25 protein-coding genes and 2 pseudogenes are annotated in these 23600 nt (G+C 64.8%); 12 read left to right on the top strand and 15 right to left on the bottom strand.

Features of this window, described 5'->3' with window-relative positions; genetic code table 11:
• Positions 1 to 55: 55 nt before the first annotated feature.
• Together ACLMAJ_RS29180 and ACLMAJ_RS29175 are read right to left on the bottom strand one after the other, a co-directional pair.
• Positions 56 to 541, bottom strand: a complete 486-nt coding sequence (locus ACLMAJ_RS29180) for a DUF4254 domain-containing protein (protein ID WP_412017062.1) — start codon at positions 539 to 541, stop codon at positions 56 to 58.
• 61 nt (positions 542 to 602) lie between these two features.
• Positions 603 to 869 carry a hypothetical protein gene (locus tag ACLMAJ_RS29175; RefSeq protein ID WP_412017061.1) on the bottom strand — a complete coding sequence of 89 codons (267 nt, stop codon included), beginning with the start codon at positions 867 to 869 and terminating at the stop codon, positions 603 to 605.
• Positions 870 to 1023: 154 nt separating this feature from the next.
• Between ACLMAJ_RS29175 and ACLMAJ_RS29170 the strand changes: the two genes are divergently transcribed.
• From ACLMAJ_RS29170 to ACLMAJ_RS29155, 4 genes and pseudogenes are all read left to right on the top strand, one after another.
• Complete coding sequence (locus ACLMAJ_RS29170) at positions 1024 to 1926, top strand: helix-turn-helix domain-containing protein (protein WP_412017060.1); 903 nt, start codon at positions 1024 to 1026, stop codon at positions 1924 to 1926.
• Positions 1927 to 1947: 21 nt separating this feature from the next.
• Positions 1948 to 2772, top strand: coding sequence for an SAM-dependent methyltransferase (locus ACLMAJ_RS29165; RefSeq protein ID WP_412017059.1), 825 nt, complete (start codon positions 1948 to 1950; stop codon positions 2770 to 2772).
• 67 nt (positions 2773 to 2839) lie between these two features.
• Positions 2840 to 3235 carry a hypothetical protein gene (locus ACLMAJ_RS29160; RefSeq protein WP_412017058.1) on the top strand — a complete coding sequence of 132 codons (396 nt, stop codon included), beginning with the start codon at positions 2840 to 2842 and terminating at the stop codon, positions 3233 to 3235.
• A gap of 75 nt (positions 3236 to 3310) precedes the next feature.
• Positions 3311 to 3499: pseudogene (locus ACLMAJ_RS29155) on the top strand (GMC oxidoreductase); the annotation flags it as partial.
• Here ACLMAJ_RS29155 and ACLMAJ_RS29150 read toward each other — a convergent pair.
• Positions 3496 to 3915 carry a winged helix-turn-helix transcriptional regulator gene (locus tag ACLMAJ_RS29150; RefSeq protein WP_412017057.1) on the bottom strand — a complete coding sequence of 140 codons (420 nt, stop codon included), beginning with the start codon at positions 3913 to 3915 and terminating at the stop codon, positions 3496 to 3498. The pseudogene ACLMAJ_RS29155 and the gene ACLMAJ_RS29150 sit on opposite strands and share 4 nt — an antisense overlap.
• Positions 3916 to 3982: 67 nt before the next feature.
• Between ACLMAJ_RS29150 and ACLMAJ_RS29145 the strand changes: the two genes are divergently transcribed.
• Positions 3983 to 4882, top strand: a complete 900-nt coding sequence (locus ACLMAJ_RS29145) for an NADP-dependent oxidoreductase (protein ID WP_412017056.1) — start codon at positions 3983 to 3985, stop codon at positions 4880 to 4882.
• A 211-nt stretch (positions 4883 to 5093) separates the two neighbouring features.
• Here the strand turns inward: ACLMAJ_RS29145 and ACLMAJ_RS29140 are convergent, their stop codons facing one another.
• Positions 5094 to 5885 carry an adenylate/guanylate cyclase domain-containing protein gene (locus tag ACLMAJ_RS29140; protein ID WP_412017055.1) on the bottom strand — a complete coding sequence of 264 codons (792 nt, stop codon included), beginning with the start codon at positions 5883 to 5885 and terminating at the stop codon, positions 5094 to 5096.
• A 390-nt stretch (positions 5886 to 6275) separates the two neighbouring features.
• Between ACLMAJ_RS29140 and ACLMAJ_RS29135 the strand changes: the two genes are divergently transcribed.
• Together ACLMAJ_RS29135 and ACLMAJ_RS29130 are read left to right on the top strand one after the other, a co-directional pair.
• Positions 6276 to 6425, top strand: coding sequence for a hypothetical protein (locus ACLMAJ_RS29135; RefSeq protein WP_412017054.1), 150 nt, complete (start codon positions 6276 to 6278; stop codon positions 6423 to 6425).
• A 77-nt stretch (positions 6426 to 6502) separates the two neighbouring features.
• Positions 6503 to 7885 (top strand): ABC1 kinase family protein, encoded by a 1383-nt coding sequence (locus ACLMAJ_RS29130; protein WP_412017053.1) that lies wholly within the window; start codon positions 6503 to 6505, stop codon positions 7883 to 7885.
• Here the strand turns inward: ACLMAJ_RS29130 and ACLMAJ_RS29125 are convergent.
• Positions 7878 to 8009 carry a helix-turn-helix domain-containing protein gene (locus tag ACLMAJ_RS29125; protein WP_412017052.1) on the bottom strand — a complete coding sequence of 44 codons (132 nt, stop codon included), beginning with the start codon at positions 8007 to 8009 and terminating at the stop codon, positions 7878 to 7880. The two genes, ACLMAJ_RS29130 and ACLMAJ_RS29125, sit on opposite strands and share 8 nt — an antisense overlap.
• On the opposite strand from ACLMAJ_RS29125, the gene ACLMAJ_RS29120 reads away from it, so the two are divergent.
• Entirely contained in the window at positions 7999 to 8151 is a 153-nt protein-coding gene (locus ACLMAJ_RS29120; RefSeq protein ID WP_412017051.1) for a hypothetical protein, read from the top strand. The two genes, ACLMAJ_RS29125 and ACLMAJ_RS29120, sit on opposite strands and share 11 nt — an antisense overlap.
• A gap of 366 nt (positions 8152 to 8517) precedes the next feature.
• Here the strand turns inward: ACLMAJ_RS29120 and ACLMAJ_RS38075 are convergent.
• From ACLMAJ_RS38075 to ACLMAJ_RS29100, 4 genes and pseudogenes are all read right to left on the bottom strand, one after another.
• A pseudogene (locus ACLMAJ_RS38075) lies at positions 8518 to 8808 on the bottom strand (RsbRD N-terminal domain-containing protein); the annotation flags it as partial.
• Between the two features lie 424 nt (positions 8809 to 9232).
• The gene (locus ACLMAJ_RS29110; protein WP_412017049.1) at positions 9233 to 10702 is read right to left on the bottom strand and encodes an amidase; all 1470 of its coding nucleotides are present in this window, start codon (positions 10700 to 10702) and stop codon (positions 9233 to 9235) included.
• A gap of 345 nt (positions 10703 to 11047) precedes the next feature.
• Positions 11048 to 11173: a hypothetical protein gene (locus tag ACLMAJ_RS29105; protein WP_412017048.1), complete on the bottom strand. Its 126-nt coding sequence runs from the start codon at positions 11171 to 11173 to the stop codon at positions 11048 to 11050.
• A 76-nt stretch (positions 11174 to 11249) separates the two neighbouring features.
• Positions 11250 to 12236 (bottom strand): GlxA family transcriptional regulator, encoded by a 987-nt coding sequence (locus ACLMAJ_RS29100; protein ID WP_412017047.1) that lies wholly within the window; start codon positions 12234 to 12236, stop codon positions 11250 to 11252.
• 74 nt (positions 12237 to 12310) lie between these two features.
• On the opposite strand from ACLMAJ_RS29100, the gene ACLMAJ_RS29095 reads away from it, so the two are divergent.
• Complete coding sequence (locus tag ACLMAJ_RS29095) at positions 12311 to 13150, top strand: dienelactone hydrolase family protein (RefSeq protein ID WP_412017046.1); 840 nt, start codon at positions 12311 to 12313, stop codon at positions 13148 to 13150.
• Between the two features lie 55 nt (positions 13151 to 13205).
• Here the strand turns inward: ACLMAJ_RS29095 and ACLMAJ_RS29090 are convergent, their stop codons facing one another.
• From ACLMAJ_RS29090 to ACLMAJ_RS29075, 4 genes are all read right to left on the bottom strand, one after another.
• Positions 13206 to 13676, bottom strand: coding sequence for a DUF4158 domain-containing protein (locus ACLMAJ_RS29090; protein WP_412017045.1), 471 nt, complete (start codon positions 13674 to 13676; stop codon positions 13206 to 13208).
• Positions 13677 to 14195: 519 nt separating this feature from the next.
• Positions 14196 to 14993, bottom strand: a complete 798-nt coding sequence (locus tag ACLMAJ_RS29085; RefSeq protein WP_412017044.1) for a class I SAM-dependent methyltransferase — start codon at positions 14991 to 14993, stop codon at positions 14196 to 14198.
• A 100-nt stretch (positions 14994 to 15093) separates the two neighbouring features.
• Positions 15094 to 17364, bottom strand: a complete 2271-nt coding sequence (locus ACLMAJ_RS29080) for an MMPL family transporter (RefSeq protein ID WP_412017043.1) — start codon at positions 17362 to 17364, stop codon at positions 15094 to 15096.
• Between the two features lie 151 nt (positions 17365 to 17515).
• A complete protein-coding gene (locus ACLMAJ_RS29075; RefSeq protein ID WP_412017042.1) occupies positions 17516 to 18025 on the bottom strand; it encodes a GtrA family protein in 510 nt (169 codons plus the stop codon).
• Positions 18026 to 18151: 126 nt separating this feature from the next.
• Between ACLMAJ_RS29075 and ACLMAJ_RS29070 the strand changes: the two genes are divergently transcribed.
• Together ACLMAJ_RS29070 and ACLMAJ_RS29065 are read left to right on the top strand one after the other, a co-directional pair.
• Complete coding sequence (locus tag ACLMAJ_RS29070) at positions 18152 to 20425, top strand: molybdopterin-dependent oxidoreductase (RefSeq protein ID WP_412017041.1); 2274 nt, start codon at positions 18152 to 18154, stop codon at positions 20423 to 20425.
• 169 nt (positions 20426 to 20594) lie between these two features.
• Positions 20595 to 21074: a nitroreductase family deazaflavin-dependent oxidoreductase gene (locus ACLMAJ_RS29065; protein ID WP_412017040.1), complete on the top strand. Its 480-nt coding sequence runs from the start codon at positions 20595 to 20597 to the stop codon at positions 21072 to 21074.
• Between the two features lie 64 nt (positions 21075 to 21138).
• Here the strand turns inward: ACLMAJ_RS29065 and ACLMAJ_RS29060 are convergent, their stop codons facing one another.
• Entirely contained in the window at positions 21139 to 21411 is a 273-nt protein-coding gene (locus tag ACLMAJ_RS29060) for a hypothetical protein (protein WP_412017039.1), read from the bottom strand.
• Between the two features lie 166 nt (positions 21412 to 21577).
• On the opposite strand from ACLMAJ_RS29060, the gene ACLMAJ_RS29055 reads away from it, so the two are divergent.
• Positions 21578 to 21928 (top strand): hypothetical protein, encoded by a 351-nt coding sequence (locus tag ACLMAJ_RS29055; protein ID WP_412017038.1) that lies wholly within the window; start codon positions 21578 to 21580, stop codon positions 21926 to 21928.
• 173 nt (positions 21929 to 22101) lie between these two features.
• On the opposite strand, the gene rox is transcribed toward ACLMAJ_RS29055, so the two are convergent.
• On the bottom strand, positions 22102 to 23529 hold the full coding sequence (rox, locus tag ACLMAJ_RS29050; RefSeq protein ID WP_412017037.1) for a rifampin monooxygenase: 1428 nt from the start codon (positions 23527 to 23529) through the stop codon (positions 22102 to 22104).
• Positions 23530 to 23600 lie beyond the last annotated feature (71 nt).

Below are 23600 nucleotides of genomic sequence, written 5' to 3'. Positions count from 1 at the left end.
GTTCTGAACGCAAGACATGTGACGAACTCGGGACGATCGGTGCCGAGGTGGCTGATCAGTGCCGCGCCGTGGCGCGGGGGAGTTGGCGCTTGCCGCCGAGCACCTCTGCGACCAGCGCGTCGTAGGCGGCGCTGATCTCGTCGAGCCGATGACGGGCCCGGCGTGCGTCACTGTGGTTTGCCGGTAGCGAGCGGGTGACGTGCTCGGCGTCCACCAGGCGTTGCGCAAGGCGGTCGACAACGGGCCCGATGCCTTCGGTGTGCATGGTCGGACCGGTGTGCGCTGTCGGCACATTTCGGGTCACCCACATATCGATCGCGGTGATCAATGTGCGTCGGTGCGTATCGATTTCGGCCCCCAGGGCGGGATCGGCCATGCGTCGGCGGTGCAGGCTGCTCGCGTGGAACGCCGACACCGCCAGTGGGTGGTTGCTCGAGCCGTCGTCTCGGATCGCCTCTCTCAACTCATCGGCGCTCGGCAGCGGTTCGGTCGGAGCTACTGTCGGTCGCGGTCGAAACTGTTGTGCATCATGGATAGTCATCTCTGCTCCGCTCGCAGACGCCCTGCGACAGGCGTCGTACTGTCTGGATCCAATCGATGCTCTAGTCGTCATCCAGGTCGGCCGACATGTAGGCGGCAGCCGCCAGCCATCGATCGCACGGCAGCGTGTGCTCGTCGGCCAGGATCGCTCTGGCGGTGAGGTAGTTCAGCTCTGGTTCGCCGTCGTGGTGTTGACAACATAGGTGACCGACGGTGATCCGTTTCCTAACTGCCTGTCCGGTTGCGGAGGCGGTTCTTCGAGCTGAAAAAGATTGCGGGGCAGCGGGTTTCCTGCGCATCTCGTCGTCCGCGATCGCGCTGGTCGTCATCAGCCGACGCCCCTCTCCGAGCTGCGGGGACTGCGGGCGATAGCGCCTGCTGCCTCGGTGTTCCGTGATATCGTGAATGTGTTAAATGTACCGTGATTATCACGCTTCAGGAAGTGGAGCGAGCATATCGGTATGACCGGATCTGTTGGGGGCCATGGCTACGCGACTGCGGACCGCACGAAAACTGCTGCTGGGACGCGAAATCGAACACATGATCAAGACCGCCGGCACCAGTCAGGCCGACGCAGGGAAGATCATCGAGGTAGGCCAGAGCCGAATCAACGGTCTGATCAACGGAATTGGCACGATTTCCGTCGGCGACCTCGAAAAACTGGCAGGTGGATTGGGTTTCGGCGACGCGCGCTATATCGATACCCTGCTCGAGCTCAGGCGTGACAATCACCGCCGCGGCTACTGGAGCACAAGCCATCGCCGCGCCTATAGTGAAGAGTTGCGACTGCTGGTCGATCTGGAGGCGCACGCCGATCTGCTACGCACGGCGGAGGCGGAGATCATGCCAGGCCTCATACAGTGCGAGTCCTACATTCGTGCATTGCACAAACCGGAGATCGCCGGTGCGGGCGAGGCCGAAGGCATCACCGTCGAGGACTCCGTGCAGGCCCGGCTGGCTCGGCAGGAAATCCTGGTCAAGCGCAATCCGCCCGACTTCCGCGCGATCCTGTCGGAGTCCTGTCTGCGCCGTGAATATGGTGACCGCAATGTGATGCTCGATCAGATCGAGCACCTGAGCGAGCTATCCCGAAGACCGAGCATCCTCATCCAAGTGCTGCCGTTCACGATCCCGACCAACGGCGCGGGGATGGAGGACCGCTACACCCTGATCCGGGTGCCATCGCCGGGTGCGGCGGGCGATCTGGAGATGGCGATCGACGAACTACAGGGCGATATCCGCTACATCGATGAAAAACCTGCTGTCGCGCGCCGTGAGACCGTTTGGTCGCGTCTGAGCGCCGCCGCACTCAGTGCCGAGGATTCGCGGCAGTTCATGGAACATGTCGCTCGCTCGTACCGACGCAAGACGGCTACCCCGCGATAGACCGCACGAACAGGAGCCCTCATGGCCACCAACGACTTCGAGTCACGTGAGGTCGATCCGCGGGTACCGTCGGCCGCACGCCTCTACCACTACTATCTGACCGGCGAACCGGTGTTCGACGCCGACAAACTCTTCGCCGAGCGGGTCTTCGCACGGTTCTCCCACCTCGACACCTGGGCGCATCACAACCGTGACTTCCTCGGCCGCGCCACACGATTCATGGTCGAGCAGGGCATCAGGCAATTCCTCGACATCGGATCGGGTCTGCCGACAGGGGGCAACACCCATGAGGTCGCCCGTACTTCCGCTCGCGACGCGCGCGTGGTCTATGTCGACAACGACATGGAAGCGGTGAACCGTGCCCATGACCTCCTGCTGCATCAAAACGCGCTCGGCACGACGGCCATCGTCGAAGCCGACCTTCGTCGCCCCGACCTGATCTTCGACCACTCGGAGACTCGCCGCCTCATCGACATCGACCAACCGGTCGGGCTGCTGATCGTGAGTGTCTGGCCGTTCGTCCCGGAATCCGAGCGCCCGCTGGAGCTGATGGCCAGCGTGCGCGACCGGTTACCTTCGGGCAGCTATGCCGCGATGACCCATGTTTCGCTCGACGACGCGAGCATCGAGATCCAGCAGCAGATGGCTTCGGCGGCCGAGTTGTACGACGAGACGTCGGACCCGGTCACGCTGCGCAGCCGGGCGCAGTTCGCGGCGCTGTTCGACGGTTTCGAACTGGTGGAGCCGGGCATCGCATACGCACCGGACTGGCGACCGGACCAACCTGTCGATGTCGAACATCCCGCACGGCCGTGTAATTTCGCGGCTGTCGGCTATACGCCGTAACAAGGGGAGGGCAGGGACTCGTGAGTCTCTGCGCCTCGCCAGCTTTACCCCGTAGAGAGGAACGACAATGGAGCCGACCTTCACTATTGGAGAATTCATCAAGGCCGTGGCCAGTTCACCGAACCAGAACTGTGTCCGCGTTGCCCGCAGGGACGGCTGGACGGCGGTGTGGGATGACAAGCTTGCCGGCGAGCACGCTGATCCCGATGCGACGTTGCCCGGAGAGCAGTTGCTGTACTTCACCGATGAGCAGTTCGATGCCTTCCAGGTCGATCTGCGGGCAGGCCGGTCGGAGGGTGTTTACTTGAGCACTCGGTACGACCACGGCGACTATGTGTTCAGCGCGGATGTGGCCGCGCAGCAGCCGGTAGACGGGGTGGAGCTGCACTTCAGCTCGGCCGAGGTCGAGGCATTCCGGTCCGGAGTGCTCAATGGCGAATTCGAGCGTGCCCGGTTCGGCTGACCTGATCGGGGCTCCCGACGTCGTCGAGCAGTTGCTCGGGGAACGCGTGGTGCGGTGGGTAGGCGTCGTCGACGGGGTTCGGCACGGACGGGCGGATCCGCGGCGGATTCGGCCACCGACCCCGACGGTGTGGTGTGGGGCGTCCCGAATCTCGTTGTCGCGGACGGATCCTGCTTTCCCACCGCCTCCGGCGTGAATCCGATGGTGTCGATCGAGGCCATCGCCTACCTGAACGCCACCCGGTTGGCCGCTCGCCTTCGCTAGCGTAGCGGTGCGGGGGTCCGTGCTGTCCTCGCATCGAAATCCTCTCGTGCGGAGAGGATTTCGGTGTGGTGCTGCTCCGACCACCTGCCCATGGCATGACTGAGTTCGCCGAGGCTGGCGCCGAGCTCGGACAGTGAGTATTCCACTCGGGGTGGCACCGTCGGGTAGACATCGCGGCGGACGAGTCCGTCACGTTCGAGGCCGCGCAGGGTCTTGGTCAGCATCTTCTGAGTGATGCCGTCGAGGCGGCGGCGGAGGTCGTTGAACCGCACAGGGTCGCCGCTTTCGCGTAGTACGCCGAGTACCAGCAGGACCCATTTGTCCGCGAGCACGCTGAGCACTTCCCGCGCGGGGCAGTGGTGTAGGTAACTTTCGACCAGGTTGGGGGAGGGTTCCCAGTCGCATGCAGTATCCATTGGGTACCTCGGTATCGGAAAGGTGCCTTCTTCCCAACGGATACTAGGCCACCGCACAATCATTGGCATGCTGGCAATCACGCAAAAGACATACGGCGGTCCGGAAGTACTGGAGACGGTGGAGGTCGATCGGCCCCGGCCCGGGGTGGGCGAGGTTCTGATTCGAGTGGCCGCAACCGGGGTGAACGCTGCGGACTGGAAGCTCCGCTCCGGGCTTATCGGCAAATTCGGAGATCCGCCGTTCACCCTCGGTCTCGACGCGTCGGGAGTTGTCGAAGAGCTCGGCCCGGACGTGACACGGTTCCAGCCCGGTGCCGAGGTCCACGGGATGGTGTTGGGCGGCTATGCCGAATACGTGGTGGTGCGGGAGTTGGCACTTGCCGCCAAACCGGCGACTCTCGATCATGTGCACGCGGCCGCGTTGCCGACCGCAGCGCTGACGGCCTGGCAGGCGCTTGCCGAGCTACAGCCCGGACAGCGGGTGCTCGTGCACGCCGCCGCGGGCGGGGTCGGCCACTTGGCGGTGCAGATTGCCAAAGCCCGCGGTGCGTACGTGGTCGGCACCGCACGCGCCGCCAACCACGAATTCCTGCGCGGCCTCGGCGCCGATGAGCTGATCGACTACACCACCACCGATTTCGCCACCGCAGTGCGTGATATCGACATCGTGCTCGATCTCGTCGGTGGTGACTACGGTTCCCGATCGCTGCCGGTGCTGACCCCGAGCGGCCTTCTCATCGACGCACAGGGCAACGACGCGGAAACCGATCCCCGATACCGCCGCCACTACGTCGAACCCTCGGGCACCGACCTGCGAGAGATCACCGCTGCTGTGGAACGCGGTGAACTCCGCGTCGAGATCGACCAGGTGCTGCCGCTGGCGGAAGTCGCGAAAGCCCACCAGCTCAGCGAATCCGGCCGAGTCAGAGGCAAGATCGTACTGATCCCATGGAACCCGCCGCGCTGAGCGCGCGGCCTTCGGCCTGGTGGGGCGGATCGCCCCGCGCTACCAGGTGGCCGAGGCGGCTGCTTCCGTCGAATTGATCGAGCCGTCCGCATTGTTCGAAAGTGGCCGCGCGAGGTCGCGACGATGCCTGACGAACTTCCTCCTGGAGATGTAGGCCAGACGCCGATGGCGCGAACTATGGGAGTCAGCCGATCTCGCCGGGTGTGCCGATTCAGGTCGGGCGTTGGACCGGGTAGAGCTGATGTGTGCCGCGAAAGCCTTTCAGCTCTACCGCATGCCCCGGATCGATGACGATGTCGGGTTCCCCCTCGACCGCGTCTTTCACGGCCGCACTGATCAGGACTTCGCCGCCGTCGGCTTGCCCGGCCACGCGCGCCGCCATCGCCACGTTGCGGCCGAACAGGTCGTCGCCGCGCCGGACGGATTTACCCATGTGGATGCCGATACGTACTCGAACCCGGTCGAGCGCAAAGGGTTTCGTTCCGTTGCCGAGTGCGCTCTGGACGTCCAACCCGCACCGCACCGCCTGCTCCGGCTCGGCAAAGGCGATCATGAAGCCGTCCCCTTGGCTTTTCACAATGTGCCCGTCGTGCTCGGCGACGCACTTGCGGACCAGCCGTTCATGACGATCGAGCAGCTTGACCCAGACGCGGTCACCCAGCCGCTCGTTGAGGGCCGTGGATCCCTCGATATCGGAAAAGACGATCACGACATGCCCATCCGGGGTGAGCCGGGCGAGGTCGGGGCGCTCGACCTGCGCCCAATCCGCAAGCTCTTCGATCGAACTCAGAACCGCGCCGCGCAACCCCTTCTTACGCACCAGATTCGCGGTCTCCCACACCGTCTTCACCGCGTCGCGGCTGCTGTTCATCCAGAGCTGTCGAGCATCGACCTTGCGCTCGAGAGCCTCCAATTGGCGACGTCCGCGGACGAAAAGTACCCAGAGCACGACCAGCCCCGCGGTTTCGACGACGACAACCGCCGCAAGCACGAGCTCGATCATGATTGTCCCGGCTTTCTGTCCGCGGCGATCGCACCATCTCGCGGCAAGTATTCCCTACCCGCGCGGTAACCCCTACCGGCACAATGGGAACGAGGGGAGCCGGGTACTCATTCGACGTTCGGCGCTGAACTCGAGGGTTGGGGATGCTGCACGACAGCGGATCGCAGGCCCGGCATCGGCTGAGGGGCGGTGTTCGAGTTGACCCGCCCGGCGACGCATACGCATCGCCGGGCGGGCCGCTTCCCCGTGCGCCGCGAGGACGCCGCCACGTCTCACGGCGAGATCAGCATAATGTCGCGGTCGTCCGACGACCAGCCGACACTCCATGGACTTCCGCGCTATGTGAAATGCAGCCGGTGTGCTCGTGCATGCGCCGCGGATTTGCCTGCGATGCAACCGCAGAGCGATTTCAGGAAGTCGGCGCTGGCGGGGCGGTCCGCTGTGGAGGTCGACAGCCACGACCGCAAAGAGGCCATCGATATGACCGCGCGGATGATCGCCGCATGGATGGAAGCGGAAGTCCGAGAGGCGGCCGCGTAGATCTCCTCCTTCGCCGCGGCGCGAAAGGTACCGTGACTCACGGCATTAGCCGCGCGCATGCACATGGAGGTGCCGATATGGCCGGTCGAGTACCCAAAGGCCGTCTGGCGCGGGGGAGCAAGCTCGGCCGACTTGCGGCAGGGCAGGCCGTGCGTGAGGTCGGGACCCGCTTGTCGATGATCGGACGCACTGAACAAGCTCGGCGGATTCTTGCCGAACGGTCCACCCTTCAAGCAGCGCAGCAACTCGTCACCGTGCTCGGCGGTATGAAGGGTGCGGCGATGAAGCTCGGTCAGATGTTGTCGGTTCTCGACGTCGACCTGGTTCCGGAAGCGCACCGTGAACTGTTTCGGGTCAAGCTCGCCGAACTGCGGGATCGGGCCCCGACAGTTCCGTTCACGGCGATGCGGAAGGTGATCGAGGACGACCTCGGTCCATTGGCGGCGGTTTTCGCGGACTTCGACCAGACGCCCGTCGCCGCCGCGTCGATCGGCCAGGTGTATCGGGCGAGGTTGCATGACGGGCGCGAGGTCGCGGTCAAGGCGCAGTACCCCGGGGTGGACGAGGCTACGCAGGCGGATCTGCGCAATCTCGTGTTCGTCAGCAAGCTGTGGAAATCCGTCCTGCCGAGCGCGGCCGATGCCGCCGTGCTGGACGAGATCGCCCACAACATCAGTAGTGAACTCGACTACCTGCGTGAGGCGCACAGCCAGCATCGGGTTGCGTCGCGCTACCGCGGCCATCCCTTTATTACGGTGCCCGACAGCATCGAAGAACACTGCTCGCGGCACGTGCTTGTCACGGAGTTCGTCGAGGGGAAGTCGTTTCAACAGATCCAGGCTCTGCCCGAGAGTGAACGTGATCGGATCGGTGAGCTGATCTACCGCTTTTATGTCAGTTCACTGTTCTCCGATCACGAATTCTGCGGAGATCCGCACCCCGGCAATATCTTGCTCGCCGCCGACGGGCGGCTGGCCTTCGTGGATTTCGGGCTCTACAACCATATGGACCCGGTCCACGTCGACTTCGAGCGTGTGTGCATGGTGGCCGCGGGTGAAAACCGAGCCGAGGATCTATACGAGTTCTGGGCCGCCCGCGGCATCATCGACCCGGATTTCGGGGTCACCACACAGGAATGCCTGGAATACGTGTGGGCTGCCGCCGGCTGGCATCTGCTCGACGAGGAGATCACGATCACCCCCGAGCTCGCCACCGGAGCGCTGGTGCTGGCTGTCGACCCGAGGGCCGCCGAGTTCCGAGGTATGCGGCATCAACTACTTCCCGCCGAACATGTCTTCTCGCGGCGTGCGGACCTGTTCACCCTCGCCGTGCTCGGCCAGTTGCACGCAACCAACAATTGGCATCGGATCGCGCGCGAGTGGCTCTACCGTGAGCCTCCGGCCACTGCCATCGGGCAGGCTATCGCGCGGTGGCACGGCGACCTGGAACAAGCTATCTGAAGCCGCGAGCATTCAGTGCCGAGCGCAGATACCACAGGCCCATGCCTTCGGTGGCGTTGTGGCCGGTGATCTGCCCGATTCGTTTGAGCCGGTAGTCCACGGTGTTGGTATGGATGTGCAGCATCGCCGAACCGGTAGAGGGCAGGCACACATTCGAGGCGCTGGACCATGTCGGGCAGTTCGTGGGAGCGTTCGACGGCGTCCGGTATGTCGACGGGCGCGGCAGTCACGACAGTGGCCGTGACGGGTACTTGCGCGGCATGTGACAGAAAGTCGAGAAGCGCATCGAGGTCTCGGCCTGCCGAGGCGTCTTCGGGGATGAGCAAAGAGCCACCGTCGACGCTGAGCAATGACAGGGCGGTGTCCCCGCAGCGCGTGGCCAGCTCGGCTTGGACGCGGCGCAGCTTGCGGCGCGCCACTACCTTGCCGTCGATCATCGGGGGTGTCTCGTCAGGGTGTGCCGGAATGGCAACGGCGAGAACGGAGTACGACGCGGCGATCGCGATGCCGCATTCGCGGGCCACGGTGGAAGTGGGATGGCCGCCGAGCAGGGCCGAGGTGAGAGTGTGTACGGCGGTGTGATGTTCGCTGACGACCGCCTTGTGCCCACGGATGTAGGCACGGGACACGGTGGCGTTCATTGTGTCGAGCATTTCCACGACCAGCCTTGCGCCGCTGACCATGGCGTCGTAATCCTTCCCGCTCCCGTGGGACACGATCATGTCCAAGCCGACTTTGAATCCTTCATGGATGGCGTTCAGGATCGTGTCGATCGGTACGCCCTCGCTTGCCCAACCCGCGGCGGCGGCGGCGAGTTTGTCTATCTTCCGCGGGATGTCATCCCCGTCGAGCATGCTGATGGCGAATTCGAGACATACCCGCGTGATGGCGGTGACATCCCCGTTTATCGCGTCGCCCGGCAGCGTTCCGCACGCGATGACGTTATCGATGAAGTGGCCGACAAGTTGTCGGGAGACGGCTCGAACGTCCTGCGAACACGGGCCGCGCCGCCCAACCGGTGAGTTTCGTGCGCCGTCATGTGACCTTGTCGCGCTGACTTTTCCGGCACGCCAACTCTAAGGTGATGTTTCGCTCACCTACTACTTTCTTTCGCTCGAGTTGCTATCAGGCGGCCAAATGTGCCGTTGACCGCGCTGAATGTCTGTCGCAGGCCCATACAATCCGACTCCCGGAAGCGAATTCCGAACACCGTGCTCACCTTTTGGTGAGCACGGTGTCGTTCTTGCGTGGGTGAGATGACCTGTCGGACAACGGGAGTAGCCTCGGCGCTTTGGCCGTTACCACACCAACTCTCGTGTTCACCGACACGACTGGGTCGGCCTGGATTCAGGCCGACCTCTCCGAGGATGCCGGTGCCTGGAAGCCGCCGATCTTCTGCGCGAGCAGTTCGGCGAGCCGCAGCGGGGTGCGGTCCTCGAACATCGGACCGATGAGCTGCACTCCCACCGGCAGGCCCTCGGGTGACCGGCCCGCTGGTATGGCGGTGGCGGGCAGGCCGGGCATGGTGGCCACACCGGCCCAGACGAGTTGGTTGAAATACGGGTACTCGACGCCGTCGATGTCGATCCGGCGTTCCAGCGGATTGGGGTTGTGGTCGTGCGGGAACGCGGGAGTCGGCGTGATCGGACACACCACGGCATCGAATTCGGCGAAGAGCCGCCGCCAGCTGTGCCGGTGGAGTTCGCGGCGGTCGATCACCTCGATCCAGTCGCGGTGGCTGAACACCATGGCGCGCAACCGCGCCGCGTCGAGACTCTGGTCGTCCGCGCCCAGTCCGGCGGCGCTCGCCCGCAGCTGCTCGTACGCTTCGACGGGAAAACGTGCAACGGAGCCCGAAAACAACAACTGCATATAGAGTGTCGCGGCTTCGGTCAGATCGGGCAGCAACGGACTGTGCCGCTCGACGCGGGCGCCGTTGTCGGCAAGCGCGTCGGCCACCCGGTTCACGCCCGCCCGCACAGCCGACCCGGTCGGAATGAGCGGATGCTCGTCGAGGACCAAGACCCGGAAGTCGCAGAGCCGCTCGTGGCGCGCGGGCGGCAGCGTCAAGTCGTACGCCATGCCGAGCGTCAGCGGGTCCGGCCCGGCCATGACGTCGAGCAGGAGCATGAGGTCGCGGGCGGTGCGCGCCATCGGACCTACGACGGCGAGGTCGAGGTCGACCGGCAATGCCGGCGCGGGCGGCGCGACCATACCGCGGGCCGCCACCAGTCCGACTGTCGGCTTGTGCGCGTAGACACCGCAGAAATGCGCGGGGGTGCGCAGCGAACCGGCGAGGTCGGAGCCGATGGACAGCGCGCCGAATCCGGACGCCAGGGCTGCCGCCGAGCCGCCGGAGGATCCGCCCGACGTGCGCTCGTGATCCCACGGGTTGTTGGTGGTGCCGTAGATCTCGTTGAAGCTCTGGATATCTTGTAGTCCCAACGGCACATTGGTCTTGCCGAGCACCACCGCGCCGGCGGCCGCGAGCCGCGACACCTGTACCGCGTCCTCGGCAGGCACATAATTCTTGTGTTGCGGCATGCCCCAGGTCGTGGGCAGCCCTGCAACGTTGTAGGACTCTTTGACCGTCACCGGAATACCGAGCAGCGGCCGGTCCTCGCCGCGGGACCGCGCCTGATCGGCACGATGTGCGGCGGCCCGCGCACGGTCGAAGTCCGGCACACAGATCGCGTTGATCACCTTGTCGTCGCGCTCGATGCGGGCGATCGCCTCGTCGGTCAGTTCTATCGATGTCACCGCACCGGCACGCAATGCGGCCGCGAGTTCTTCGGCCGTCTGAAAACTCCACTCCATGAATCCGACGCTACCGGTCTGCCGCAGCCGCTCGACCGCACACACTTCGCCCGCATCCGCCGGAAAAGTCGGACCGGTCGCCTTCGCCAGCGAAGGCGCGCACTCGCTCCGTCATCGAAGACGGCCCAGCCCAGGTCAGTAGTGTTGGCAGTGAGCCGACTTTATGGGCACACGACGTGACAAGCCATGAAATATCGATTCGCACAACGGGATGGATGTCTCAAAACTCATCACGTTCCTGTCCGGCCACAGACGACAGGCACACGCCGTAATGCGGACACCGCTTTGTGGTGGGCCGTCACTGTTCAACGCGGGTGCTCACGCGGATCGGGTTTGTTGCCAGGTTCAGTGGACTATCTGCTCGATGAGCAGGAACATGCCGATGGCCAACATCACGACTCCCGAGAGCCGACCGACCCGACGTGCGGCCGTCGGCCGTGTTCGTAGTACCGGCCGGGCCGCGGTTCCCACGCCCGGATACCTGGCTGAACAGGGCGCTGAACAGGGCTTCATGTACCAGGTGACACGACCGTTAACGGCACTCCTATTAGGTCGATTCGGCCGCGCGGGTGCGGGTGGCAGTCGGTGTCTCGCCGGTGTGCCTGCGGTAGATGCGCCGGAAGGCCGCCGAATCGGCGTAACCCACCGCGCCCGCGATCACGTCGACGGGTTCGCGCGTGGTCGTCAGTAGGGTGGCCGCCTGCCCGACCCGGAGGCGATGAACGTACTGGATGGGTGAGACGCCGACGCGGTCGCGGATGCGGCGGGTCAGAGTGCGCGGAGAAACCGCTGCGACACTGGCCAATTCGTCCAGCGATAGTTGCCGGTGCAGATTGGCGTGCACGTGCTGTTGCACGGCGCGCAGCACCGGGTCGGTGGCCCGTAGATGCTCGAGCACCATGTAGCGCGACTGCGACATGCGGGCATCGAGCACCAGGTAGTGAGCCACCTGCTCGGCCAGTGCACCGCCGCCGAGGCGGGCGACCAGCGCCAGCAGCAGATCTGTGTGGGCGAAAGCCGCACCGGCGGTGAGTATTGCGCCGCTGTCGACCACCATGCGATCGGACTGCACGGTGACATCGGGGAAGCGGCGGGCCAACAGCGGCGCCAGCCACCAAGTAGTGGTGGCGGCCCGGCCCGACAGCAGCCCCGAGGCCGCTAACACGAAGACAGCCGAGCAGGAGGCAGCTACCGTAGCGCCGGAATCAGCTGCACGCCGGATGATTTCGACGGCCTGCATGGTCGGGGGTCGGGTCAGCAGTTCCTCGACACGCGCTTCGCTGGACGCGGACGGCCCCGGCAGCACCAGAATATCGCCGGGTTCGAACTCCGCCGCGCCGAGCGGGGTCTCGGTATCGACACTGATCAGCCGCCCACCGCTGGATCGGACCGGCAGCCCATCGAGTGATGCGACGCGCTGCCGCAGCCGCCCGCCCGTCGTGTCACCGGCGATCCCGGCTGCCGTGTCGACGATGTCGATACCGAGGCCGAGTGCACCTTCGAGCACACCGTCCAGCGCGAGGTGGGTAATCATTTGGCGAGACTAGACCGAAGGGTGTCGATCTTGCCAATTGCGGTGCGCTGACCTGCTGCGGCAGGGTTTGGGGTGTGCAGCAATCTCTCCCGCAGGATTCTCTCGACGACGACCTCGCCGATTTCGTACCCCGGTCGATCACGCTCGACGGAGTAGCCCGCACGGTGTATGTCAGCGGCACCGGACCGGCGGTCATCGTCATGGCGGAAATGCCCGGCATCAGTCCCGATGTGGCTCGCTTCGCCCGCTGGGTGCGCGACGCCGGGCTCACCGTCTATCTGCCGTCACTGTTCGGCCGCGACGGTGCCTATCCGGAGGCAGAGGCCGGCGTGGAAGTCTTCAAACGAGCCTGTGTCAGCGCGGAATTCCGGGCCTTCGGCGCGGGCAAGTCCAGCCCGGTCGCGGTGTGGCTGCGTGCGCTGGCAGCCCTGGCCCATCGCGAATGCGGCGGTCTCGGCGTCGGCGCGCTGGGTATGTGCTTCACCGGGAATTTCGCGCTCACCATGATGCTCGAGCCCGCGATGCTGGCGCCGGTGCTGTGCCAGCCGTCGCTGCCACTGGATGAGCCTGGTGGACTAGAGATTTCGCCCGGTGAGCTCGCGGCCGTGCGGGAGCGACTCGATCGCGATGATCTCGTGGTGCGCGCCTATCGCTTCGAGGGCGACCGCTTCTGCACCGCGCAGCGTTTCGCCGCCTACGCCGCAGCGCTGGGTCCGCGTTTCGAGCCGCGAGTGCTGCCCGCCGACGCGGCGAATCCCTCTCCGCCGCCGTTTTTCTCGCAGATCGTCGGCTGCCCGCACAGTGTGGTCACCGCGCATCTGGTCGATACGGCGGGGGAGCCGACCGCCGCGGCCCGCGACGAGATCCTCGCCTTTCTCGTGGACCGGCTGACTGCGGACGTCCCGTTGCAGTGACATAGCGTCCACTGCTGGTCCAGCTTCGCGGCCACTTCCGACGTACAGGAATTCTCTAGCCTGCAACATGTTCTCGGCTCAGGTCCAGGCGTGTGTCCATGTCGAGCCGGAATCGGCCATAAGGGTTGATATTCGACCAGAACAACGGCGACATCGCCCGGCGTTCGTTGTCGCCGATCAGGTCGTGGAATTCCGCATTCTCCAGGACGGCTTGGAACAGACGGGTATTGATGTGCGCCCGGTGGTACTCGATCGTGCTGCCGCTCCAGCGATAGGTGTCCAGCAGCGCTGGATCGACCTTGACCTGATCGGCCATATACGCCACCGCGGCGGCCGGTAACTCCTCCGGCCCGGTTGGGAATCGGCCCCCGAGTTCGAAGAATTTCAGCAACAAGCTGAAGCCGAGACGGGTCGCGCCCGACTTATTGCCCACCAGCCGCCAGTCTTCACCGACCAGCGTCCACGACCCGATCAAATCCTCGGTCGACCACTCCTGACGCACGCCCGGCAACAGTAGACGAATCACGCTGAGCGCGAAGCTACTTTGGGGCTGGGGCCAGCTTCAGGATTCCCGGGCCGGTTCAAACCGCTGATACCCGCACCCTTGACCACCCACCGCAGCGCCGGGCCCAAAATCTGGTCCGAGGTGGCCTGTGGGACGGGCGCGCGCGGACATTCTGATGCCCAGCCAGACCAGGTACAACGCTCCCGCCAGTGTCAGCGCGGTGAGGGGAGTCCGAGATGGCGGAAGGGTCATTCACGGCGGCGCTCGGGGGTGGGGGAGAGAGCGTGGCCCTGGATAGACCAGGGGAGGGCAGTGCAGGGAGGGAGGTTCCTGTGAGCCAGAACAATTCGATGATTCCGAAGTATCAGAGTTGAGAGCGCGCAGTCCTGATCTTGAATGAATAGCATTGCCTTACGTAGATATGCGCATCTACGCATGCAGCGTACCTGTTAACTACCACCACAACTCACCCCGCACACAAACCTCACCAATACTGCACAAGAACCGCATAGAAGAGGGGCGGGAGCGCCGTGCTGCGGCCTAAATTGCCGCGGTGGCGACGATGTATCCCTTGGGATCACGCCAGCTCTCGCCAGGATGATGGGCGAACCAATCCTCGATGTCTTCGCTCATATCGGTCAGGATCGCCTGCCGCTGTGGATGATCGGCGGCGATGCCATGGAAGCTGAACAATGCTTCGGCGAAGCGAATCAACGGGGCGGCGGCATCGAAGATCAGGGCGTTATCGGATCGGTGGATCCGGGTGGCGCCGAAGACGTCGGTCATCATCGCGGGAAGTGTCTCGGAATCGACCGTGGCGGTGAAGGCTTCGGCGGTGGTGATGCCGTAGCTGGCCGCGTGAGCGGCAACCAGTTCCGCGGTCAATGGGCAGGTATGAGGGTGATTCACGACTACCGCGACAGCTCCGCCGGGTTTGGTGGTACGTCGGAACTCGGCGAGGGCGGCCATCGGGTCCGGCACGTGATAGAGCATGTGCCGCGCGGTGATGACGTCGAAGCTGTTGTCGTCGAACGGGAGGTGCTCGGCGCCGGCGATTACGCCTTGGACGCCGGGTATCGCGGCGGCGGCGGCGACCATGGCCGGGGATGTATCGAGGCCGACCAGTGGGCCTTGGTGACCGCGTGCGGCCAGGCTTGCCAGGAAGCGGGCGTCTCCGCAGCCGATATCGGCCAGGTGCTCGGTTCCGGTGAGCGCAATCGCGGCCAGCACGTCGGCGCCGGGGTCGTGTGGCTGCTCGGAGTGTCGGCGGTGGGTGTCGATGCGCACCTGTAGCGGCGTCGGATCGGCGTATTCGGCTTCGAGGCGGGGGCTGCTCATCGGTGGTCGTCCTTCGGTCCGGTGGCCGGCGGTGACGCTTTCCGGCGCCGAGCGTACCTCCGTGGGCGACATCGTCGAGGGCTTTCGGCGCTCGGAGCCGCTACGGGACGCGCTCGGGGTGCGACGCTGTGACCACGGGGAGTTTCATGGTGACCGGGTCGGTGATGGGTGTGGACTTCACCAGGTCGTGTAGATCGCCGGTACCGGGGCGTTCATCGTCGAGGATAGGTTCGCCGAGACCGATCTTCTGCTGGATGCGTTTCATCCATGCCGGCGCCCACCAGCAGTCGTCGCCGAGCAGTTTCATGATGGCGGGGACGAGCAGCATGCGCAGGATGGTCGCGTCGATGAACAGGGCGGCGATCATGCCGTAGGCGATGTACTGCATCGCTACCAGGTCGGAGAAGGCGAATGCGCCGGTTACCACGAGCAGGATCAGGGCGGCGGCGGTGATGATGCGGCCGGTGTGCGCGGTGCCGGTTCGGACGGCTTCGCTGGTGCTCGCGCCTTTGGCGCGGGCCTCGACCATTCGTGAGAGGAGGAAGACTTCGTAGTCGGTCGAGAGGCCGTAGATGATCGCGATGATCAGTACGAGTACCGGCGCCATCATCGGTTGTGGGGTGAAGTTGAGTAGGTCTGCGCCGTGTCCGTCGATGAAGATCCAGGTCAGGATGCCGAGGGTGGAGCCGAGTCCGAGTGCGCTCATGAGTGCGGCCTTGATGGGCAGTACCAGTGAGCCGAAGGTGAGGAACATCAGGACGGTGGTGATGAGCAGGACCATCGCGATCATGAACGGCATGCGGTAGAGCAGGGCGTCGATGCTGTCTTTTTCGATGGCTGGTTTGCCGCCGACCATGAGGGTGACGCCGTCGGGAATGTCCATGGAGCGGAGGTATTCGATGGTTTTGCCGCCCTTGGCGGTGTCGACGAGTGGGGTCTGTAGTCGGTAGATGCCTGCTCGGGAAGGGGCGGGTGTGGGGACGCCGAATTTCTGGGCGAGGCCGGGTGCCTGGTTGGCTCGGCGGGTGACTTCGCCGACCTTGTATGGGTCGTCGGAGGTGATGATGAGTTGGAGTGGGTCGGTGGAGCGCAGGTGGAACAGTTCGTCGAAGTCCTGTTGCGCCATGCGGATCGGGTTGTCGGTGGGGAGGTATTTTTCGCTCATGCCGCCGAAGACGAGATTTTTCATGGGCAGGATCAGGAGGAAAAGTCCGATGCACAGGGGTATGGCGATGCGCAGTGGGCGTTGCATCACCCAGCCGGTAGCGCGTCCCCAGAAGCCGTTTTCCACTTCGTCGGCGGTCTTGGTTTTGCGGAATCGCTTGAGGCCGAGCATGTCTACGCGTGGGCCGAGGATGGCGAGGGCGGCGGGCAGGATGGTGATGGCGGTGAGAGCGGCGAGTGAAACGGTGGCGATGGCGCCGTAGGCGAGGGATTTGAGGAAGCCCTGTGGGAACAGCAGCAGTCCGCCGAGGCTGGCGATGATCATGGTGGCGGAGAAGACGACGGTGCGTCCTGCGGTCATGACGGTGCGGCGTACGGCGGTGGGGGTGTCGTAACCTTCGGCGAGTTCTTCGCGGAATCGGCTGACTATGAACAGGCCGTAGTCGATGGCGAGGCCGAGGCCGACCATGGATACGACGCCGTTGACGAAGGAGTTGACCTCGGTGAAGTTGGTGAGGATTCGGACGATGCCGCCGGCGCCGATGACGGTGAGGCCACCGATGATCAGTGGTAGTCCTGCGGCGATGAGGCCGCCGAAGATGAGGAACAGCAGCACCGCGACGGCGGGGATGGCGAGTTTCTCCATCCGTTTGGTGTCGGTGGTGATGGTGTCGTTGAGGGTTCCTCCGACGGCTTGTAGTCCGGCGATTTGGACCTGTATGCCGGGGATGAGGAAGGCGTCCTTGACTTTTCGGAAGTTGCGCACCATGTCGGTGTCGTTGTCGCCGCGGATGGCGAGTGCGGCGAAAGCTTTGGTTTTGTCCTTGTTCGCGGCTTGGGTTCCGCTGAGTTTTCCGGTTTCGGTGCGCCAGTAGGCGCCGTTGATGCCGGCGACTTCGTTGGGGTGTTCGCGGGGGAGGCGGTTGAGGTGGTCGATGACCGTGGCGCTGAAGGCGGGGTCGTCGACGGTTTTGCCTTGGGGTGCGGTGAAGAGCAGGATGACGTCGCCGTCGTGGTTGCGGCCGAAGGCTTCGTCGGCGAGGCGGCCTGCGCGCGCGGATTCTGAGGTGGGGTCGTCGAGTCCGCTGGAGCTGAGGTGGTCTTCGAGGCCGATGCCGTAGGCGCCGAGGGCGAGTAGTGTCGCGACGACGAGGCCGATGACGACAAATCGGAGTCGGTGGACGAGGTTGCCCCAGCGTGCGAACATCAGCCGATTCCTTGTGTCGGGTGGCGGGTCGGCGGCGCCGAGGACGGTCTATGGGCTGGGCATGCTGCGCCGATCGACAAGGGGCTGCATCCTTTCCGCTGGTGGACGCACGGTGTGCTTGTCATCAAAGGTACAGATGGTGCGGGAGTGGTCAGAGGCTGTGGATTTCGGCTTCGTCGAGGTCGTCGGGGAAGACGAAGCGGCGGATTGCCCAGAAGCGGAAGCCCATGGCGAGTAGCACGCCGAGGATCTGGCCGGTGATGAAGTTCGCGATCGCTTGGGTGAGTGGTCCGACGTGGGGGACTCTGAGGTCGAGTGCGTAGAGCGAGATGGCTTGTGGCAGTAGGGTGACGCCGATGCCGAGTGCGCTGATGGCGAAGAAGAGTGCGGCTTCGTGGTGGCGTTGTCGTCCGCCTCTGGTTCGGAAGGACCATTCGCGGTTGAGGATGTAGGAGGCGATGGTGGCGATCAGTACGCCGAGTAGTCGTGCGGTGAGTGGTTTTTCGCCGAGGACGGTGAGTTTGACCGTGTAGACGACGCCGGTGTCGATGAACCAGGTGATGGCGCCGACGGCGGCGAACTTCAGCAGTTCGCGATGCTGGATCGCTTTGGAGCGGTAGGGCTCTGGGATTCGATCGAGTGCGGGCTGCACGAATGACACGCCATCGACTATAACGGCGTGTCGGTGTGTGTGCGGGGTGGCAGGGAGGTCGTCGGCGGGCTGTGGTCGAGTTGGCGGTGGTGTTTCGGTGCGGACGGTTGGTCGAGATCGATCTACGGTGGTGGGATGACCACGCATCTGACGCATTGGGGAGTGTTCGAGGCTGGCAGTGACGGTGCGCGGTTGACCTCGGTGCGGCCGTGGCGCGGCGATCCGGAGCCGACAGCGTTGATCGATAATGTCGCTTCCGCACAGCATCATCGGACTCGGATCGATCAGCCGTATGTGCGCAGGGGGTGGTTGGAGCACGGGCCGGGACCTGCTCGACGTGGTGACGAGGCGTTTGTTCCGGTGTCGTGGGAGACGGCGGTGCGGTTGCTGTCGGGTGAGCTGAGTCGGGTCTATCGCGAGCATGGTGCGGAGTCGGTGTATGGCGGGTCCTACGGGTGGGCGAGTGCGGGGCGGTTTCATCACGCGCAGAGTCAGGTGCATCGGTTTCTGAACTGTCTCGGCGGATATGTGCGGCATGTGAACAGCTACAGCTTGGGGGCGTCGAGTGTGCTTTTGCCGCACGTGATCGCCGATATGTCGGTGATCGAAGGGCATGCCACAGCGAAGAGTGTGCTCGTGCGGCATGCGGAGTTGGTGGTGGCCTTCGGTGGGTTGTCGCCGAAGAATGCGGCGGTGTCACCGGGCGGAGTTTCTCGCCACAACACGCGTACGTGGATCGGTGCGGCGCGGGCGCGTGGCTGCCGGTTCGTGTCGATCAGTCCGTTGCGTGACGATATTCCCGGCGAGGCTCAGGCCGAGTGGATCGCGCCGCGGCCGGGTAGCGATGCTGCGTTGATGCTGGCATTGGCGCAGGTGTTGGACGCGGAGGGGTTGGCGGACACAGGGTTTCTGGACACCTACACTGTCGGTTTCGACCGGTTCGCCGACTATCTGCGGGGTGCGGGCGACGGGATAGTGAAGGATCCCGAGTGGGCGGCGTCGATTACCGGGCTGCGCGCTGACAGGATCCGGGGGTTGGCGCGGGAGATGGCGGCGGCGCGGACGATGGTCACCATCAGTTGGTCGCTGCAACGGGCCGAGCATGGTGAGCAACCGTTGTGGCTCGGGGTGGTGCTTGCGTCGATGCTTGGTCAGATCGGGCTGCCCGGTGGCGGTTTCGGTCATGGTTACGGATCGACGGCGCATGTCGGCGAGGCGGCGCGTGAGCACTCGGTGCCGAGGTTTCCGCAGGGCCGCAATGGTGTCGAAACGTTCATTCCGGTGGCCAGGATCGCCGATATGCTGCTGCATCCCGGTGCCGACTACGACTACAACGGTCAGACGCTGACCTACCCGGAGATCAAGCTCGTGTACTGGTGCGGTGGGAATCCCTTTCACCATCATCAGGATCTGGCCAGGTTGCGTGCGGCGTTCGCGCGGCCGGACACCGTCGTCGTGCACGACGCGTTCTGGACCGCGACCGCCCGGCACGCCGACATCGTGCTGCCCGCGACGATGTCCATCGAACGCGACGATTACGGAGCCGGGCAGAACGACCGGGTCTTCTTTCCGATGCCCGCACTGACCGAGCCGCACGCTCAGGCGCGCGACGATTACGCGATTTTCGCCGAGCTGGCCGAAACGATCGGTATCGGCAAGGAATTCACCGAGGGCCGCACATCGTGGGAGTGGTTGCGCCATCTCTATGAGCGGTGGCAGTCGGACGTCGGTGCGGACGTACCGGATTTCGACGTGTTCTGGGATAGCGAGAAGATCGATCTGCGGGTCCCCGACGCGGACGAGGTGCTGCTGGCGCAGTTCCGTGCCGACCCGCAACGCTTCCCGCTCACCACTCCCAGCGGGAAGATCGAGATCTTTTCCGAAACCATCGAGGGTTTCGGTTATGCCGACTGCCCGGGCCATCCGGTGTGGATGGCGCCCGAGGAATGGCTGGGCGGGCCGAGGGCGGCGCGGTTTCCGTTGCAGTTGATCGCCAACCAGCCGCGCACCAAACTGCACAGTCAACTCGATGTCGGTGCGCACAGTCAGTCGACGAAAATTGTTGGGCGAGAACCGGTTCGGTTGCACCCTGACGATGCTGACGCCCGTGGTGTCGGTGCCGGCGATATCGTGCGCGTTTTCAACGACCGTGGCAGTTGTCTGGCGGGGGTCGTGGTGGATGACGCGGTACGCGCCGGTGTCGTGCAATTGTCCACCGGCGCGTGGTATGACCCGGACCCCGACGATCCCACCTTCTGCCGGCACGGTAACCCGAACGTGCTGACCAGGGACCGAGGCACCTCGGCCCTGAGCCAGGGCTGTATCGGACAGCTCGCTCTGGTCGAGATCGAACGCTATACAGGCGCGGTGCCCGAGCTGGCCGTCAGCCACCCGCCCGCGACCACTTAGGTTTGCGGCCGACATTTCGGGCAAAGCAGATAGGTAGCACTCGGTTGCGACGACACTTGGTGGTCGGCGTCCGCGATGCGTCACGGGTTAGCCGAACCGCCCAGTGAGGGTGGTCTCACTGGGCGGTTCGGGTGAGTTGTTCGCTGGCGATGTCTGAAAGGATTCGAGGATGGTGTCCAACCCGTTGCCTCGCGTCGCTCGACGGCTGGCCGCGCGACGCTGGGTCATGCGCATTGCGCCGGTGGTGTTGCGGCTGGAACGTGTGGTGCGGCGGGTGAGTGGTGGCAAGCGAGGCATCCTCGATCTTGCGGGGCTGCCGTCGATCGAAATCACTGTCCCCGGCCGCAAAACCGGACTCCCACGCAGCACGTCACTGCTGTATGTCCCGGACGGCGCGAATTTCCTTGTTCTCGGCTCGAATTGGGGCAGTGCGAAGCATCCGGTATGGTCGGCCAATCTCCGCGCCGCCGCTGCCGCCACCGTCCGAACCAAGTCCGAGCAGCTCGAGGTCACCGTCAACGAAGTCACCGGCGTCGACCGCAAACGCGTCTGGGACCTGGCTGTCGAATTCTGGCCCGGTTACGAGATGGAGTGCGAGCTCTCCGGTGGCCGCGAATTCCGTATCTTCGAATTACGCCGCCGCGCTTGATGTTTCGGCCCACCAGCTGATGCAGGCGCAATGGAGCGTCGGACGGTGAGCTACCAGGATTCGATCAGCGGGACATCTGTTGGCGCCGCTGCGATTGCTCGCTGAGGCGACCGTGTCGCTCCGGGGTCGAGTACTGGATCAGCTTCTCGGCCAGCCCTAGCCCCAGCCCGGCGCTGTCGGAAATTCCGGTCGCGTCGTCGGTCAGCAGCGCAACCAGCGTTTCGGTCCGGACCGAGGACACGGCATCGACGAACGATTCGACGCTTGGGTAGGCGAGCGTGGCCAGCCGATTGCGGCTGGCCTCGAAACGCGCCACGGTGGCGGTGTTGATGGGCACTCCGTTATGCGGTGGCCCCGCTGGGTGAGTGCTTTTGGGTGGCGGCCGAGCGGTACTTATGATTCGGTCTTCCGAAGGTCGGGTGGCTCACAGCCCAGGCGGCGGTATCGATGATCGCCGACTTGACGCGCGCGGCCGTCCAGCCGCGTAGGGCTCCCGGCTTCGCTTGCGCGTTACCGTCGACCAGCTGGAAGAGCCCATCGTTGCGGCCGAGGCTGATGTGGTTGCCTATGTAGGAGAACGTGGTCGGCGAGACTTTGCGGCCGGTCAGGTCCCCGATGATCGCAGCCGTCGCCGCCTTGCTGGTTGGTCCTGCCGAAGCGCACGACATCGGGTACGGCAGGCCATTGTCGCCGATGACGAAGACGCTGTCACCGGCGGCGTAGACGTATCGACCGCCTTCTTCGACGGCCGCGGCGCTACCTCCGCCGTCACCGTCCTGGTCGTCTGGGCCACGCTCGGGGCGGCGCTGTGCCTGATCGGCGGCCTGTGCTCACCGCGCCACCTCGAACCCTGAACGTCTCCCCGGCCTCGACGGGAATCCCAGCCTGCGCGCAGAACTGCTCGGCCAGCGGCGCGCACTCCTCCCAGCTCATCAGCTGGGAATGCCGCGTTTGTGGATGGTGGCGATCCGTTTGCAGAACATGGGGTATCGATCGGCCGAAGCCCTCTCGGGCCACAACTGCGCGCTCAGCTGGCGGCAGCGCCGAACCACTTCGGCAGCTGGCCGAGCAGGTCCTGTTGGTCTTCACCGACCCATGCAACGTGGCCGTCGGGCCGCAGCAGCACAGCGGGCACCTCCAGTTCCTCGCTGACCTCGACGATGTGGTCGACCCGGTTTGCCCAGCCCGTCACCGAAAGCAGGCCGGTCTGGTCGAGCAGTAGCCCGCGACCGCCGTGCATCAGTTCGTAGAGGCGCCCCTGCTTCAGCTTCATATCGCGCAGTCGTCGGCCGAGCAGTTCGTGGCCTTCGCCGAAGTCGTAGCGGACCCCGATCGCGGTGATCTTCTCGGTCAGGTATCGGCTTACGTCCTCGAAGTCCATCAGTTCCGACAGCAGTCGGCGCACGGCCTGGGCACCCGGTTCGAGGGACAGCAGCTGCATCTGCGCGCGAGTGTTGCTCAGCACGTCGGCGGCTACCGGGTGCCGTTCGGTGTGGTAGCTGTCGAGCAGTCCCTCCGGTGCCCAGCCGTTGATCTCGGCGGCGAGTTTCCAGCCCAGGTTGAACGCGTCCTGGATACCGAGGTTGAGCCCTTGCCCGCCCACCGGTGGGTGGACGTGTGCCGCGTCGCCTGCTAGCAGCACTCGCCCGACCCGGTAGCGCTCGGCCAGCCGGGTTGTGTCGCCGAACCGGGACAGCCAGCGCGGCGAGTGGGCGCCGAAGTCGGTGCCTGCGGTCGCGCGCAGTTGCTGCTTGAGCTCGTCCAGGGTCGGCGGGACCGCGCGGTCGTCGGCTACTCCCGCGGCGGGCGTGACGACGCGGTATACCCCGTCTCCGAGAGGCCCTGCGCCGAAACGTAATTGGGTCTTGCGGACTTCGGTCACCACTGCGTTCACCGTCTCGGGTGACGCGGTGAACTCCACCTCTCCCAACAACGTGTCGACCGTGCTCGGCTCGCCGGGGAAGTCGACTCCGAGCAGCTTGCGTACCGTGCTGCGGCCGCCGTCGCAGCCGATGAGGTAGCGCGAGCGCAGCTGCGTGCCGTCGGCCAGCTCGACGATCACCCCGTTCTCGTTTTGGCTCAACCCGACCAGTTCGCAGCCGCGCCGGATCTCGACACCGAGTTCGGTGGCGTGCTCGGTCAGCAGACGGTCGGTGGTGGGTTGTGGGATGCCGAGAGTGTACGGATGTGCGGTGTCGAGCCGCTCGGGCGACGGCTTGGGGATGCCTGCGAAGAAACCACCGACCGGGTACTGCTTGCCGAGCGCGAGGAACCGTTCCAGCAGACCGCGCTGGTCCATCATCTCGACGCTGCGCACGTGCAGGCCGAGCGCGCGGACAATCCTGGTCGGCTCGGTGTCCTTCTCCAGCATGAGCGTGTGTACGCCGTGCAGCCGCAGTTCGCCGGCCAGCATCAAGCCGGTCGGTCCGCTACCGGCGATGATCACATCGATCATGTAGACCTCCATTCGACAGGTTGCGTTGTTTCCGCAGTTTCTGGCTGCGGCTGGAGATTCTGCGGCATGAC

This window comes from Nocardia arseniciresistens (assembly GCF_046764875.1).
GTDB classification, from domain to species: Bacteria; Actinomycetota; Actinomycetes; order Mycobacteriales; family Mycobacteriaceae; genus Nocardia; species Nocardia arseniciresistens.
The sequence above is the reverse complement of the archived record's forward strand: the minus strand, read 5'-3'. Positions and strand labels throughout refer to the sequence as shown.

Excerpts from the sequence above, each read along its gene's own strand:
- ACLMAJ_RS29180 (WP_412017062.1), bottom strand. The coding sequence starts at position 541 with ATGACTATCCATGATGCACAACAGTTTCGACCGCGACCGACAGTAGCT.
- ACLMAJ_RS29175 (WP_412017061.1), bottom strand. The coding sequence starts at position 869 with ATGACGACCAGCGCGATCGCGGACGACGAGATGCGCAGGAAACCCGCT.
- ACLMAJ_RS29170 (WP_412017060.1), top strand. The coding sequence starts at position 1,024 with ATGGCTACGCGACTGCGGACCGCACGAAAACTGCTGCTGGGACGCGAA.
- ACLMAJ_RS29165 (WP_412017059.1), top strand. The coding sequence starts at position 1,948 with ATGGCCACCAACGACTTCGAGTCACGTGAGGTCGATCCGCGGGTACCG.
- ACLMAJ_RS29160 (WP_412017058.1), top strand. The coding sequence starts at position 2,840 with ATGGAGCCGACCTTCACTATTGGAGAATTCATCAAGGCCGTGGCCAGT.
- ACLMAJ_RS29150 (WP_412017057.1), bottom strand. The coding sequence starts at position 3,915 with ATGGATACTGCATGCGACTGGGAACCCTCCCCCAACCTGGTCGAAAGT.
- ACLMAJ_RS29145 (WP_412017056.1), top strand. The coding sequence starts at position 3,983 with ATGCTGGCAATCACGCAAAAGACATACGGCGGTCCGGAAGTACTGGAG.
- ACLMAJ_RS29140 (WP_412017055.1), bottom strand. The coding sequence starts at position 5,885 with ATGATCGAGCTCGTGCTTGCGGCGGTTGTCGTCGTCGAAACCGCGGGG.
- ACLMAJ_RS29135 (WP_412017054.1), top strand. The coding sequence starts at position 6,276 with ATGCAACCGCAGAGCGATTTCAGGAAGTCGGCGCTGGCGGGGCGGTCC.
- ACLMAJ_RS29130 (WP_412017053.1), top strand. The coding sequence starts at position 6,503 with ATGGCCGGTCGAGTACCCAAAGGCCGTCTGGCGCGGGGGAGCAAGCTC.
- ACLMAJ_RS29120 (WP_412017051.1), top strand. The coding sequence starts at position 7,999 with ATGTGCAGCATCGCCGAACCGGTAGAGGGCAGGCACACATTCGAGGCG.
- ACLMAJ_RS29125 (WP_412017052.1), bottom strand. The coding sequence starts at position 8,009 with ATGCTGCACATCCATACCAACACCGTGGACTACCGGCTCAAACGAATC.
- ACLMAJ_RS29110 (WP_412017049.1), bottom strand. The coding sequence starts at position 10,702 with ATGGAGTGGAGTTTTCAGACGGCCGAAGAACTCGCGGCCGCATTGCGT.
- ACLMAJ_RS29100 (WP_412017047.1), bottom strand. The coding sequence starts at position 12,236 with ATGATTACCCACCTCGCGCTGGACGGTGTGCTCGAAGGTGCACTCGGC.
- ACLMAJ_RS29085 (WP_412017044.1), bottom strand. The coding sequence starts at position 14,993 with ATGAGCAGCCCCCGCCTCGAAGCCGAATACGCCGATCCGACGCCGCTA.
- ACLMAJ_RS29080 (WP_412017043.1), bottom strand. The coding sequence starts at position 17,364 with ATGTTCGCACGCTGGGGCAACCTCGTCCACCGACTCCGATTTGTCGTC.
- ACLMAJ_RS29070 (WP_412017041.1), top strand. The coding sequence starts at position 18,152 with ATGACCACGCATCTGACGCATTGGGGAGTGTTCGAGGCTGGCAGTGAC.
- ACLMAJ_RS29065 (WP_412017040.1), top strand. The coding sequence starts at position 20,595 with ATGGTGTCCAACCCGTTGCCTCGCGTCGCTCGACGGCTGGCCGCGCGA.
- rox (WP_412017037.1), bottom strand. The coding sequence starts at position 23,529 with ATGATCGATGTGATCATCGCCGGTAGCGGACCGACCGGCTTGATGCTG.